The organism is Streptomyces yongxingensis, from assembly GCF_055597465.1.
In genome coordinates this window covers 273417-287420 of the sequence record NZ_CM145717.1, presented here as the reverse complement: position 1 = coordinate 287420, position 14004 = coordinate 273417, and the positions used below count along the sequence as shown (strand labels likewise).

The following is a 14004-nucleotide window of genomic DNA, read 5'->3' as shown; positions in this document are numbered from 1 at the left end:
AGGAAAGTGAACGCCAACGTGGCCGTCGAGAACACCCCCGAATTCTCCCTCTGGAACGACCCCACCGTTTCCGTCACCGCGAGAGTCGACGCCCTGATCGACGCGATGACCCTTCAGGAGAAGACCGCCCAGCTGTACGGAGTGTGGGTGGGCGCCTCCGACCAGGGCGGTGAAGTGGCACCCCATCAGCACGACATGGAGGAGGCCGTCGATCTCGACGCCCTCCTGCCCACCGGACTGGGCCAGCTGACCCGGCCCTTCGGCACGGTCCCCGTCGACCCCGCCCTGGGTGCGCTCTCCCTGGCCCGCACCCAGACGCGTATCGCCGCCATGAACCGGTTCGGCATCCCCGCTCTCGCGCATGACGAGTGTCTGGCCGGCTTCGCCGCCTGGGGAGCGACGGCCTACCCCGTTCCGCTGTCCTGGGGCGCCACCTTCGACCCGGACACGGTGCGGCGCATGGGCGCCGCCATCGGCCGCGACATGCGTGCCGTCGGTGTCCACCAGGGACTCGCGCCCGTCCTGGACGTTGTGCGCGACGCCCGCTGGGGCCGGGTCGAGGAGACCATCGGCGAGGACCCGTACCTCGTCGGCACCATCGGAACGGCATACGTGCAGGGCCTTGAGTCCGCCGGGATCGTCGCCACCCTCAAGCACTTCGTCGGCTACTCGGCCTCCCGCGCCGGTCGTAACCTCGCCCCCTCCTCCGTGGGCCCGCGTGAACGCGCCGACGTTCTGCTGCCTCCCTTCGAGATGGCGATCCGTGAAGGCGGCGCCCGGTCGGTGATGAACGCCTACACCGACACCGACGGCATCCCCTCCGCGGCCGACGAGGATCTGCTCACCGGGCTACTGCGCGACACATGGGGCTTCGACGGCACTGTCGTCGCCGACTACTTCGCCATCGCCTTCCTGAAGACCCTGCACGGCATCGCAGCCGACTGGGCCGGCGCCGCCGGCACGGCGCTGCACGCGGGCATCGACGTCGAACTGCCCAACGTCAAGACGTACGGCGCGCCCCTGGCCGAGGCCGTCGCCGACGGCCGCATACCGGAGGCGTTGGTCGATCGCGCCCTGCGCCGGGTGCTCACGCAGAAGGCGATGCTCGGCCTGCTCGACCCGGACTGGAACCCCGTACCGGCCGCGCTCGACGGGGCCGACCTGGACGACCCGGCCGCCCTGCGCGGCCGGATCGACTTGGACGGCCCGGAGAACCGCGCGCTGGCCCGCATGGTCGCCGAGGAAGCGGTCGTGCTGCTGAGCAATGACGGCGCCCTGCCGCTCGCGAGGCCGCGCCGCATCGCCCTGCTCGGTCCCAACGCCGACGAGCCCACCGCCGTACTGGGCTGCTACTCCTTCCCTCAGCACATCGGCGTCCGCCACCCCGGGACCCCACTCGGCATCGAGCTGCCCACGCTGCGCGACACTCTCGCCGCCGAGTTCCCCGACGCCGAGATCACGGTCGCCCGCGGCACCGGAATCGACGACGGAGATCTCTCCGGCATCCGCGAGGCCGCCCAGGTGGCACGCGAGGCCGACGTCGCCCTGGTGGTGCTCGGCGACCGCGCCGGGCTCTTCGGGCGGGGCACCAGCGGCGAGGGATGCGACGCCGAGGCGCTGGTGCTGCCCGGTGCGCAGCAGCACCTGCTCGACACCCTGCTCGACCTGGAGACACCCGTGGTCACCGTCCTGCTCGCGGGACGGCCGTATGCCCTCGGGCGCGCCGTGGAGGAGTCCGCTGCGATCGTGCAGTCCTTCTTCCCGGGTGAGGAGGGCACGCACGCGATCGCCGGGGTGCTCAGCGGCCGTACCAATCCCTCCGGACGTCTCCCGGTCAGCGTGCCGCGCGGCCCGGGGTCCCAGCCGGCCACGTACCTCGGGGCGCGGCTCGCGCACGCCAGCGAGGTGTCCAACATCGACCCGACCCCCGCGTTCGCCTTCGGCCACGGCCTGTCCTATACGCGGTTCGACTGGGCAGACCTGACCGTGGACGTCCAGGAGGCTCCGACGGACGGCGAGTTCACCCTCACCTTCACCGTCCGGAACTCGGGTGGACGGTCCGGAACCGAGGTCGTCCAGCTCTATCTGCATGACCCGGTTGCCTCCGTCGTCCAGCCGGTGCAGCGCCTCGTCGGCTACACCCGCGTCGAACTGAAGCCGGGCGAGGCCCGCCGCGTCCGTGTCACGGTCCCGGCCGACCTCGCTTCCTTCACCGGACGTGACGGTCGGCGCGTCGTCGAACCGGGCCAGCTGGAGGTGCGGTTGGCCGCCTCCAGCGCGGATCCGCGCCTGACGGCCAGGGTCACGTTGACCGGAGCCGAGCGCCACGTGGATCACACGCGGCGCTTGCACGCCACGTTCGGGCAGGAGCCGGTTGCTCGGGCATGAACCGGGCGTGCGCAGCGCACGTCGCGGCAGCGGTGCGCACACGGGACCGCGCGTCCGGCAACGGGGCCACCCGCCAACGCCGTCGGCGCGCCGGGCGACCGGTCGACAGCCGAGCGTCTGGACACGATCGAGCGCGTCGTGATCGCCCTTGCCCGCGCGCAGGGCATCGACCCTGACACCGCTCCCTGACCCAGCCGAACGAGGTCGTCACCTGACGGGCGCGTCTGCGGGGAGCCGGAACACCTGACGGGCGTTTGCGAGAGGCGTGCGGTGGAGTGGTCGTTCCCGGGCTGCCCACGTCCCAGCCGGACGCTCTTACTTCAAATCGGCGAGGAGGCCGTCCAGGGCCTTCTTGAGGGCTGCGGCGTTGGGCGGATCGAACCAGGTGGTGCGGATGCGCTCGTTGTTCCCTTCAGGTGTCTCGTGGTCGCCGGCGAGTTGGTGCAGAGGGCGGGTCTCGTCGCGCAGGGAGCGACCGACGTTCTGGAAGAGGCCGCGCACATACCGGTCGGCGGCGTCGGGGGCGATGCCATGGCCGGTGGCCCACGCGGTGAGCGTGGCGAGGTAGGCGTAGTGGGCGGTGAGCGTCCCGGTCAGTGCGGAAAAGACGTTGAAGGCGCTCTCGTCCGCGACGGGGAGCGCTCCGCCCAGCTGTTCGAAGAGAGAGTTCACCACCGGGTGCGAGGGGCAGGTCACGGTGACGGAGCGGCGCTCGCGCACGGCGGGCAGCGGGATGGCGCGGACGATCGGGGCGCCGGTGGCGAGGGTTCGGCGCAGGTCGTCGGTGGCGACGCCGGCCATCAGGTTGACCACGGTCTTGTCGTCGTCCATCTTCAGTCCGGTGAGTGCCTCGTGGTGGTCCTGGCGGCGCACGGCGATGATCACAACCTCGGAGTGGTCCAGCACTCCCTGGTTGTCGGAGCACACATGGACGCCCTCGAAGCGCTCGGACAGTTCGGCGGCGGTGCGGGCCCCCCGGGGGGACAGGAAGACGTCTGGCGACGCACCACCCCCGTTGCGCAGGCCCTCGACGATGGCCCGGCCGATCTCGCCCACTCCGATGATGCCGATGCGCTGCACTGTGCCTTCCTCCTTGGTGGCGGTGGTCGTGACCTGTGCTGACGCGGATCTGCGCGGTCGCGATGGTTGCCGTCGGCTCCTCACGTGCGGAGTTGCCGTCGGCTCCTCATGTGCGGAGTCGAACGGAGCCGGCGTCACGTCAGTCTCCGCCTTCGCCACAGCGATGTCACCGCGACGAAACCCGCCACGCAGGGGACCATCCCGGCCCAGCCCAGCTCCGGCGGCAGTCCGGTCGCGCCGGAGGTGTCCTTGGTCAGCAGCCCGGCCAGTCCGACGCTGGTGCCGAGCATGAACATCACGGTCGCGGCGGGGCGGGCCCACCGCTTGCCTGCCTTGACAGCCCAGGCCGTCGTGAGCCAGGCAAGGACGCCGAGCGCTCCGATGACGGACAACACGACCAGGTAGGTGGTGACGGCGGAGTCGACCCGCGCCTGGGGGTAGCTGGGATAGCCGGCCCGGATGTGGTCGGCCAGCAGATGGGTGGTGCCGCGGTCGACGTACGTGGCGATCGTCGCGAGGACGGTGAGCGCAAGGCCCGCGTACATCGCTCCGAGCGGCCCTCGTGCAGGGGGTGGTTTCGTCATCAGGGTGCCTCTCTCCTCATTGGTCGATATTGGTCGATCAGGGCGTTGCCGTGGTCGCTGTATCGGGCCCCCTGGGCCCCGGTGCCGGGGACGGTGGCGTCGATGTCGCCGAGGTCGGTGGCGGTCAGGTGCAGGTCGAGGGCGGCCAGGTTGGCCCGCGGGCGGGGGCGGCGGGAGCTGCCGGGGATGGGGATGACGTCGCGGGTGACCGGAAGTCGCCGGGTTCGTCGCGCGTGGTGGCGTGGACGGCTCCGGTGACGCCCGAATCGGGGGCCACCAGCGCGGTGGGCGCGGCCTCGTGCGGGTCAGTGGGGCCGTAGGTGCCGGTCATGCTCATGCAGCCAGGCCGGTCGGGAGACCGGTGGGCCGTCGGGTCCAAGGGTGTGGTGCATCGTTCCTCCGTCACTTCGCCAGGGCCGCGCGGAGGAACGCGAGGATCTCCGCCCGGGCGGCCTCGGCCTGTGGTTCCACGCCGGGCATGGCGAGGAACGCGTGCTGTGCTCCCGGGTATTCGGAAAGCCGCACGGGGGTCCCTGCCCCGCGCAACTGCTCGGCGTAGCGGCGGCCGTGGTCGGCGACCGCGTCCTGGGTGGGCACCACCACGAGCGCCGGGGCGAGCCCGCTCAGGTCGTCCGCGTACAGCGGCGAGAATGCGCTGGCGTCGGCTCCCGGGGGGACGGCGAGCCGCTGGAAGAGCCGCAGTTGCGGCAGGGCCCGGGTCGGGCTGTATGCGTACTCGGCGATCGAGGGGTAGTCGAACATCGTCTCGGTCACGTCGACTGCGGGGTTGACCAGCACCTGCGCCGTGAGCTCCAGGCCGGCCTCCCTGGCCCGGATGGCCGTCAGCGCACTGATCAGCGCGCCGCAGCTCTCACCGAAGACGGCCGCGCGTGCCGGGTCGACGCCCCACTGCGCGGCGTGCCGCATCACGTGCTGGAGCACGTCCCAGCCGTCGTCGGCGGCGTTCGCGAGCGGGCTGCCGGGGGCGAGGAGGCGGTGCTCGACCGAGACGACGAGGGCGGGCAGCCCCGCGGCGAGGTGGCTGTTGGTCCAGTCGCACTGCACCGCCGTGCCCACGAAGCTGCCTCCGTGGACGTGGACCACGAGTGGCAGGTCGGTTCGGGCTGCGGCTTCGTCGTCTCCCCTCCGGGCCGGCCGGTGGACCCGTACCGGTAGGTCGCGGCCGGGCAGTGCGATTTCCCGCCAGACGATCACGGCGCCGGCGTCCGGCTCTCCGAGGATCGTCCGCGCCGCGCTGGAGGCCCGGAAGCGGTTCTCCGCCTCGCGGTAGGCGCGCAGTTCTTCGGTCGTGATCGCCGAGAAGTCCGGCTCCGGCGGCCGTGTCGCGGTAGTGGTCTCGCCCATGTGTCCTTCCCCCCTCCCGGCCGGATGCCGGGTGTGTCGTTGTGTCCGGACAGTGCGTTGCCCTCATTATGCACGCGGCGCGTGCAACGCCAAGTGCATAGGTTAGGCTGAGTCCGGACGAGAGGGGCGGGATGACTGGCCGAAGGCGATGGTCGACCGAGGAGATCCTGGACACGGCGGCGGAGCTGCTGCGCACGAGCGACGCCGAGTCGTTCAGCGTGCGCAAACTCGCCGCAGCGCTCGGGACCGACTCCTCCAGCCTCTACCGTCACTTCCGCAACAAGACCGAACTGCTGCGCGCGGTTGCCGACCGGATCCTGCTGGCCGCCATGGACGGCTACCGCCCCGAGGGCGACTGGAAGCAGCGCATCACCGCCCTGGCCCTGCGCCTGCGCGAGGTATTCGGCGAGCAACCCCAACTCGCCGCGGTGTGGGGACGCTATGCGTCCGGCGGCACCGGATCCCGATGGGTCATGGAGGAACTGCTGCAGGCCCTGCGCGCCTCCGGCCTGCCCGACGAGGAGGTCCCGGTGCGGTACCACCGCATCGTGATCCTCCTCGCCGCGCTGATCGCCTCCGAGGCCGGTATCAGCACCATCGCCCCCGAGGAGTACGAACAGGGCATGGAGCATTTCCGCGTCGCGGTGCTCGGCGCCGACCCCGAACGCTTCCCCGCCCTGGCCCACTTCGCCCGCGACATCCGCCCCCTCGGAGTAGACCGCCGCGCCGCATTCGAGGAAATCCTGGCTTCCCAACTCGCCCACATCGAGGCCCAGATCCCCTGAGGTACCAGATCACGAGTGCGATTGACGTGCCGGATCACGCGTGCCATGCGGTCGGGGCGCGCCGCTGCCCCAGGCCCGGTTGCCGGAGTCCGGATGCGGGAGAGGAGTGGCGGCCGTGGATCTCCTCATCCGGACACCCGGCGGTGAAGACGCGCTATCCGTTGGGCCTGATCAAATCAAACTGACATTGGTTCAATATGGTTCTCGCTACCGATGCACGGCCCCTCGCTTCCGGTGTGCCGATCTACTCCGGAGAGCACGCCACGACGCCCGTCGCAGTGGTACCGGCATGATGCGCACTGGGCGGGAGATCCGGGTCAGGACATACCCGGCCGGCGGCGTCAGCCCGGACGACTTCGAGGTGGTCGAGGTCCCCGTGGCCCGGCCCGGGCCGGGGCAGGTGCTCGTACGCAACACGTGGACATCGGTGGACCCCGGCCTTCGGCTGCGGCTACGTTCCGACGCGCCCTCCCGGCGGAGTCGGGAGGGACGGCCACCCCGCGTCCCATGGGGCTGCCGGTGGCCGCTGACGCACGCCCTTCGTGAGCGCCCGCCGGTGGTGTCAAGATCCCGCGCGCGGTCCCATCGGCATCCGCTATGCGGCCATGGGCCTTTCTGACGTGCCCTTCTTCCCGGGTCGTGCGGGGACAGCAGACCAGGTCCATGCCGGTGACCCGGCCCCGGGCCACGATGCCCGGGACCTCGGTACGGAACCGGAAGGTGGCTCCGTGGCGTACGGCGGCCGTCATGAGGTTGTGGGCCGCCGGCTGTGGATCGTCCACGAATCCGCAGTCGGGGGTCCAGCAGCCGGTCAGCTCACCGGTCGGCTCGTCGAAGAACGCCTCGTCCGGATGGCCGTGGGCGGGTGGTACCGGCCGGTGTCCAGCAGCGGCAGGCGCTCGTCACGGCAGGAGCTGCTCCGTCCAGATGCACTTGCCCTCAGGGGTGTAGCGCGCGCCCCACCGATGGGCGAGGGTCGCGACCAACTGGAGTCCGCGACCTCCCTCGTCGGTGTCGGCCGCACGCCGGATCCTGGGGGTGGCGGGGCTGCCGTCGGACACCTCGCAGATCAGGGTGCGGCTGTGGAGCAGCCGCAGTCCGACGGGGCCCTTGGCATGCCGGACCACATTGCCCACGAGCTCGCTCACCAGGAGTTCGGTGGTCGTGGTGAGCGAGCCGATGCCCCATACGCCGAGCTGGCCGCGCACCAGGTCCCGGGCCTGACCCGCCGCCTGGGGGTCGTCGGGCAGCGCCCAGGAGGCGATGTCATCCCCGGACATGGGGCGCAGCCGGGCGATGAGCAGGGCCGCGTCGTCGTTGGTCCGCTGCCCCGCGGGCAGCAGGGCGGCGAGCAGGGTGTCGCACAACCGCTCCAGTACGACGCCGCCCGGCGGGGTGTGGCCGAGCGCGGCAGCGATGTTGCGGGCGAGATCACCCATGCCGTGTTCGATGTCGCGGCCGGGTGTCTCCACGAGACCGTCGGTGTAGAGCACGAGCAAGGAGTCTCCGGCCAGGGTGAGTTCGCACGTGTCGAACGGGGGAGTGGCGGCTCCCAGGGGCGGGGCGATGGGGAGTTCGGGGAAGGCCACGGTGCCGTCGGCGCGGACCACGGCGGGCGACGGGTGTCCGGCGCGGGCGAGGGAACAGATCTGGCTGGTGGGGTCGTACTCGGCGTACAGGCAGGTGGCGTAGAAGTCGTCGCCGAGCCCGCTGACGAGGTCGTTGAGGTGGGACAGCAGCTCATCCGGGGACATTTCGAGGTCGGCCAGGGTACGGACGGCGGTGCGCAGCCGCCCCATGGTGGCGGCCTCGGACAGGCCGTGCCCCATGACGTCCCCGATGACGAGAGCGACCCGGCCGCCCGAGAGCGGGATGAGGTCGTACCAGTCGCCGCCGACCTCCGCGCTCTCGCTGACCGGTAGATAGCGTGCCGAGGCGGTGACGGTGGGCAGGGCGGGCAGGCTGCGGGGGAGCAGCTCGCGCTGGAGTTCCTGGGCGTGGCGGTGCTCGGCGTCGTAGAGGCGGGCCCGCGCCAGGGCCTGGGCGAGGAGCCCGCTGAGGGCGGTGAGCAGCGTGCGCTCCTCGCCGGTGAGGACGCGGGGATGGCCGAACGAGACCGAGCAGTAGCCGATCGGCTCACCCGAGACGATCAGCGGGAGGAACGCCCAGGCGTTCTTCTCGGAGGCCGCGGGCAGATGGCCGAGTTCGGGAAAGCGCTCGACGAACTCCTCCGGTGAGGCGATGAAGAGGGGAACGGCGGAGCGGAGGGCCTCGGTCAGCGGGTTGATGCGCGGATGCCCGGGCGCCTCCAGCAGCTTGATGAAGTCGTGGGTGTACCCCCGGGAGCCCACCGTCTCGAAGTACGCCCCCTTGACGCGCTGGACCAGCAACCCGGTGGCCCCGAACAGCGGCAGCGCACGGTCGGCGAACGCGTCGACGACGTCCTGCACGGTGGCCGCCGCGGCAAGGGCGCCGGCCAGCTCCTCCAGCCGGTTGGCCCGCTGGCCGAGAGCCCGCTCGGCATCGCGTTCGCGGGTGGCGTCGCTGATGTGGACGCTCAGTCCATCGGGAACCGGGTCCAGCCGGATGTGATGGGAGCCCGCGGCGGTGGGCCACTGTGTGTCGAACCCCAGGGGCAGGCCGTCGGCGACGGCCTGCCGGCACGCCGCCTCCAGCCCCAGCGCGCGCAGCTCGGGCACCGCCTCCCACAGCACCGCGCCGAGCGGCGGGGCCGAGGGGGCGAGCAGATGCTCGGCCTCCTGGCTGAGATAGCTGACGCGCCAGGCGCGGTCGAGGGTGAGGACCCCTTCCACCGTGGGAGGCGGTACAGGTTCGGAGGGCGAGGAGGCATGGCGGCCCGTGATGTCCTGAAGGGTGCCGACCATGCGGTACGGGGCGCCGTCCTCCCCGAGGAGCGGACGGCCACGGGCCTCGACCCACCGGAAGCGTCCGTCCGGCCGGCGGACCCGGTACTCGACGCCGAAGGGGCTCCCCGCACGGATCGCCCGTTCGCCGGCGGCGAGTACGCCCGGCAGATCCTCCGGGTGGACGCGGCTCATCCATGCCTCGAAGCGGCCGTCGTACGGGCCCGGGGCGGCGCTGAGGATCGCCAGCGCGGTGTCGTCCCAGGTCATGGTGCCGGTGGCGACATCCCAGGTCCAGGCGCCGATGCCGGTCCCGGTCCGGCTCCCCTGGAGGCGGGAGTGCGAGGGCCGGGGCCATGGGGCGGCCACGCCGCCCGGAACGGCCGGTCTGCTCAGCCGGTCCGAGGCCCATCGGGCCACGGCCCGCAACAGGGACCGCTCCCGCGCCCCCGGTCCGTCCGGGGTGGTGACGAGGACGGACAGCGCCCCCTGGGGCCCTCCCGGTGTGGTGATGAGGGCGGCGGTGAGCCCGGTGCCGGCGGAGAAGGTCCGGGGCCGTCCCCCGCTTCCGGCGTCGGCGGGCAGCGGGCTCCAGGCGGCCGTGCCGCCGCGCAGCGCGAGGGCGGGGGCGACCCGCTCCTCGCAGCGGATGCTCTGCCACGCCTCGGCCTGCGCTTCGGAGAGTCCGCTGTGGGCCGCGAGGTAGAGGTGTCCGCTTCCGGGACCGCCCAGGTGGACCATGCCGCCCAGCCCGGCGAGTCCCGCCACCGCCTGGTCGAGGGCGATGCGGAGCGCCTCGCGGCCACCGGTCTCGTCGCCCACGGCCCTGAGCAGGTCGAGCCGCCCCCCGTAAGGGCGCTCGCCACTCATCGCTCACCTGCCACCTGCGCGATCTCCCAGTGCCCGGGAAATGGCTGCACACTGTAGAGCGGCATATGGTACAAACACCATAATATTCATGATAGGCCCTACTGCGCCACCGAGCGGAGGGCGGTGCGCGGTATGGCTGTGGCGAGGGTGATAGGGCCCGCCGCCTGGGTTCCGCGCCCGGGCGTTGAGCAGGAGTCGATGCGCAGGCAGCAGGCGTAGAGCACGAGCAGCAGCGCGTATGCCCGCTTGCGGTACGTCGAGGCCCGGTGGTGGCCGCGGGCGGTGACCAGCAGGGTGGTCCACTCTTCCTCGGTGTAGCCGGGGGTGGGTGAGTAGTCCGGATCGATGTACGGCCGTTGCGCCGCGTCGAAGGGGTTCTTGAGTGATTCGTCGTTGACTTTGCCCACGTAGGTGGAGAAGGAGGAGGCCGCCGACAGGGCGTTCGCCCGTGAGGCGTCCGAGTACGGCTTCCCGGTCCGGGCCAGCTCGCCGCGGCGGCCGCCCTTGACCCGCACCCAGGTCGGGGTCTGCTCCAGGCAGAGCCGAAAGGTGTCGGCCAGCACGAACTTCACCTGGAGCGGGTGGGTGCCGTGGTCCCGGGCGAACTCCTCGACGATGCGGAAGCCGCGGGCGTACGACTTCTGCGTGTTCGCCGAGCGCTGGTGAGCGACCCACCCGGCTGCGAGCGTCGGGAGTGGATTGTCCTCGCCGTAGATGCTGGCGAGGAAGTCGAACAGCTTGCGGGCGTGCTCCGGCCACCTATCGCGTGGGTCGCGCCGCAGAGCGGCGAGGGTCGCTCGCGGCGCGCGCAACCTGCTTGCCGGGCATGTCCGGTGATTCGACGGCGCCCGGCGGGGCGGGTTCGCTCATGGTCACGGTCGGCCCTCCGACGCAGCCGGCAGCTCGCCGGTTTCTGGGCCGGGGGCGGGGCGGCGCAGCTGAAGCAGAAGACCACCGGGCCGTCGCTGGCAGCCGCCGGTGCTGACCGCTGCCCAGTTCTCCCTTCCACAGCTGCCGCCGCCGATCCGCCTGGAACTGGCCTATGCGGTCCAGCAGCGGGACGTGCTGGGCTCGGCCATCCCCCCGTTTCCAATGCGGGCGCTCGTCAACGAAGCCCTGGCTACTGAGTGCTTCGGCGATACGCTCGGCAGGAGGCGTCGTGCTGACGATGTCACGCTCGGCCACCCGCACACCTCCAGAGAAGTCGACTCACATGGGACGGAACGCGAGCTGCGGCATCCAGGCTCACTGGGCGCGGCAGGTCCTGAGGTAGCTGAGGAACGATGCCTGCAGCCCGGTCACATGCGTCTCGTGCATGAGTGCGCTGGTGACAGATCCGCCGCGTGAGGTGAGGCGGTGGAGGAACGTGGCCGCGTTCTTCGCGAGATTCTGGTAGACCGCCAGGTCTCCGAGGATCTCCTGCTCGTTGAAGGTCACGTGCAGCTTGGTGTCGGGCAGGGTGTCACCCATGGCTTCAAGCCGAGCGAAGACCTGACTGTCCGCATTGACGATGCCGGGGCTGCCCGCGCCGATGCTCTCGAAGAAGGTGCTCTTGGTGAGCCAGGCGTAGAGACTGAAGAGCCCGCCGTAGGAATAGCCGAAGAGGCCGTGACCGCTCGGGGCTGTGCCGTAGTCGCGTTCGATCCGCGGGTGCAGGTCGTCGGTAAGGAAGTTCAGGAACATATCCCCGCGGCTGTCGCTCAATTCAGCGAGGTAGGCGTCGGCTTGCTCGCGAGTCGTCACACCCCTTTCGACCCCCGTCTCCACCGCATCGATGTACTCCTTCGCGATGGGTTCGCCGGGGGGCACGAGGTCGCGGTTGCGCAACCGCTCCCAGTGCTCTGCTTCCTCGCCTGCGTAACCCACGCTGACTTGGATGTAGGGCTGAATCGACTGCATGGGGTCCAGTTGCGTGACGATGAGTGGGGCGGTCATGCCCACGGCCCAGTTGCCGTCGAGCACGTACACGACAGGCGCTGGCGCCGCGGCAGGGTCGTAGTGTGGTGGCGTGGTGACCCAGACGCCGTAGTCGTGCCCACCGCTGGAGCGTATCTCGAAGTAGTCGGTGTGGGCGAGGCAGCCCTGCCACATGGCGCTCATCTGAGGTCCTTCACGATTTGGCCGGCCTGGATGACGAGGACGGCGTTGGTGGGGTCGGAGAACAGTTCCGGGTCTTCGAGCGGGTTGCCGTTCCAAAGAACGAGGTCTGCCTGCGCGCCGGGAGTGATGACACCCACCTGGCCGGACAGGCCGAGGATCTCGGCGTTGGTCCGGGTCGCCGCCACGAGCGCTTCCATCGGCGTCTCGAGGGCTGCGCGCAGGCTGAGTTCTTTGCCGCGACGGTCCTGGGCCGGACCGATGAGATCGGAACCCAGCCCGATCCGTACTCCTGCGTGCTTGGCGACAGCGAGCGCCTTCGTCATCTGCTCGTGTACGCCCTTGGCCCGGTCGCGGGTCGATTCGGCGAGACCGGCTCCGGCGGTGTCGTGCAGCAGTTGCTCGACGACGGCGAACGTGGGCACGAGGGCAACGTCGCGAGCGGCCATCAGGGTCGCTGTGGATTCGTCGAGGCTAGTGCCGTGCTCGACACAGCGCACCCCGGCCTCGACCGCATTTCGTATGCCCTCGTTGTTGTGGGCGTGGACGGTCACATAGGTGTTCCGCGCCGCAGCTTCCTGAACTGCGACAGCGATCTCTTCGACGGTGAACTGGGTGTCGGTCAGTCGATCATGTGCGCCCACCACTCCGCCGGTCACGCAGAGCTTCAGGAAGGAGGCTCCGCGACGGAAGGCTTCGCGGACGTTGTGCCGCAGCTCGTCCGCGTTGCCCGCCATCATGGAGAGGGCGCACAGGCCCGGGATGTGGTGGCTGCTCCACAGCTCGGTGGGTTCCCATTCGGCTCCGTAGTAGCCGTGCCCGCCGATCTGGCACTGAACAGGTCCGCACGACAGGACGCGCGGCCCTCTGACCTTGCCCTTCGCGATCGCGGTGACGACACCGCCGTCGATCCCGCCGGTGTCGCGAACGGTGGTGAAGCCGGCGTCGAGCGTCGCGCCGGCCGTGGCGAAGATGTCCGCCGCGATCTCGGCGGCGCTGATCTGAAACGAGAAGTGCGGCTGGATCGGGCTCGACAGGCCCAGGTGGACGTGAGCGTCGATCAGGCCGGGCGTCATCGTCAGTCCCTCGGCATCGAGACGCTCGCCGTGCGCGCTGGAGGCACCGAGGCGGGTGATGCGGCCGTTCTCGATCGTGAGGCCGAGCTTGCCGGGGTCGCGCCCTGATCCGTCGATGACCGTCGCGCCGGCCACATGAGCAGGTCTCATCGTCGATCCTCCGCCGTTGCGAATCCTCTTTTCCAATGGATAAACTGCGGGAGTGATCCTGTCAACCTCGCAACGCAACGGCAGCGCGCGCGAGCGACTCCTGGTACGGCTTCTCGACGCCTTCGGTGAGACCCTTCCCCCGCCGGAGATGTCGCTCCGTGAGATCGCCGCCCGAATCGAGACCAGCCACGCCCTGTTGCGATACCACTTCGGGTCGCTCCCGGGCGTCTTGGCCGCCATGCTCACGGCCCAGCGATCCCGTGACAACGAGGCACTTCTGGAGGCCGCCCAGCAGGGCACCTTCGACGATTTCGTTGTGGCGATCTGGCGTGCTTACACCCGGCCGGAGCAGCTGTCGCGTGTCCGCGGCTTCTTCTACGTCGTCGGACTGGCCGCGTACGCCCCCGAGGACTTCCGTGAGTTCGTGGAGTCGATCGACGACCTGACCGTGATGCTGTCCTCACTCGCGGAACGCGAAGGGCTCGAGGCGAAGGACGCGCGGGAGGTGGCCACCGTCACCATTGCCGCGATTCGCGGCCTCCTCCTGCAGGAACTCCTCACTCCCGGAACCCGCTCGGAGGACGCGGTCACCTTGATCTTGCGCATGCGCGAGGGCCGACCCGCTCCACGATCACGTCCGGAACGTTGAGCGGCCTTCGGCCCCCACAGCTGAGCATCGGCGCACATGCGCGACAACGGTGGGGTACGGCGACGGAAAGTGACGACAACAGTCGCCGGAACATGG

Annotated in this window: 11 protein-coding genes and 1 pseudogene; 4 read left to right on the top strand and 8 right to left on the bottom strand. The window is 70.6% G+C overall.

Annotated features, from left to right (window positions below; genetic code table 11):
• Nucleotides 1–6: 6 nt before the first annotated feature.
• Nucleotides 7–2388, top strand: coding sequence for a beta-xylosidase/alpha-l-arabinosidase (locus tag ACZ6TD_RS01280; protein WP_471349194.1), 2382 nt, complete (start codon nt 7–9; stop codon nt 2386–2388).
• A 315-nt stretch (nt 2389–2703) separates the two neighbouring features.
• Here ACZ6TD_RS01280 and ACZ6TD_RS01275 read toward each other — a convergent pair whose 3' ends face one another.
• The 3 genes from ACZ6TD_RS01275 to ACZ6TD_RS01265 all read right to left on the bottom strand — a co-directional run bounded on the left by ACZ6TD_RS01275 (nt 2704) and on the right by ACZ6TD_RS01265 (nt 5417).
• Nucleotides 2704–3468, bottom strand: a complete 765-nt coding sequence (locus ACZ6TD_RS01275) for an NAD(P)-binding domain-containing protein (protein WP_471349191.1) — start codon at nt 3466–3468, stop codon at nt 2704–2706.
• Between the two features lie 134 nt (nt 3469–3602).
• Nucleotides 3603–4052, bottom strand: coding sequence for a hypothetical protein (locus ACZ6TD_RS01270; protein WP_471349188.1), 450 nt, complete (start codon nt 4050–4052; stop codon nt 3603–3605).
• A gap of 402 nt (nt 4053–4454) precedes the next feature.
• Complete coding sequence (locus tag ACZ6TD_RS01265; RefSeq protein WP_471349186.1) at nt 4455–5417, bottom strand: alpha/beta hydrolase; 963 nt, start codon at nt 5415–5417, stop codon at nt 4455–4457.
• Nucleotides 5418–5548: 131 nt separating this feature from the next.
• Here ACZ6TD_RS01265 and ACZ6TD_RS01260 point away from each other — a divergent pair, with 131 nt between their 5' ends.
• Nucleotides 5549–6202: a TetR/AcrR family transcriptional regulator gene (locus ACZ6TD_RS01260; RefSeq protein ID WP_471349184.1), complete on the top strand. Its 654-nt coding sequence runs from the start codon at nt 5549–5551 to the stop codon at nt 6200–6202.
• Between the two features lie 289 nt (nt 6203–6491).
• Entirely contained in the window at nt 6492–6821 is a 330-nt protein-coding gene (locus ACZ6TD_RS01255; protein WP_471349181.1) for a hypothetical protein, read from the top strand.
• 61 nt (nt 6822–6882) lie between these two features.
• Here the strand turns inward: ACZ6TD_RS01255 and ACZ6TD_RS01250 are convergent.
• From ACZ6TD_RS01250 to ACZ6TD_RS01230, 5 genes and pseudogenes are all read right to left on the bottom strand, one after another.
• A pseudogene (locus ACZ6TD_RS01250) lies at nt 6883–6984 on the bottom strand (NAD(P)/FAD-dependent oxidoreductase); the annotation flags it as partial.
• Between the two features lie 120 nt (nt 6985–7104).
• A complete protein-coding gene (locus ACZ6TD_RS01245) occupies nt 7105–9936 on the bottom strand; it encodes a SpoIIE family protein phosphatase (RefSeq protein WP_471349178.1) in 2832 nt (943 codons plus the stop codon).
• 98 nt (nt 9937–10034) lie between these two features.
• Nucleotides 10035–10748 carry a hypothetical protein gene (locus ACZ6TD_RS01240; protein ID WP_471349176.1) on the bottom strand — a complete coding sequence of 238 codons (714 nt, stop codon included), beginning with the start codon at nt 10746–10748 and terminating at the stop codon, nt 10035–10037.
• A gap of 433 nt (nt 10749–11181) precedes the next feature.
• Nucleotides 11182–12036 (bottom strand): alpha/beta hydrolase, encoded by an 855-nt coding sequence (locus tag ACZ6TD_RS01235; protein ID WP_471349174.1) that lies wholly within the window; start codon nt 12034–12036, stop codon nt 11182–11184.
• A complete protein-coding gene (locus ACZ6TD_RS01230) occupies nt 12033–13259 on the bottom strand; it encodes a metal-dependent hydrolase family protein (protein WP_471349172.1) in 1227 nt (408 codons plus the stop codon). The genes ACZ6TD_RS01235 and ACZ6TD_RS01230 overlap by 4 nt, the downstream gene beginning before the upstream one ends.
• Before the next feature lie 52 nt (nt 13260–13311).
• On the opposite strand from ACZ6TD_RS01230, the gene ACZ6TD_RS01225 reads away from it, so the two are divergent.
• Nucleotides 13312–13908 carry a TetR/AcrR family transcriptional regulator gene (locus tag ACZ6TD_RS01225; protein ID WP_471349170.1) on the top strand — a complete coding sequence of 199 codons (597 nt, stop codon included), beginning with the start codon at nt 13312–13314 and terminating at the stop codon, nt 13906–13908.
• The last annotated feature ends 96 nt before the right edge of the window (nt 13909–14004 follow it).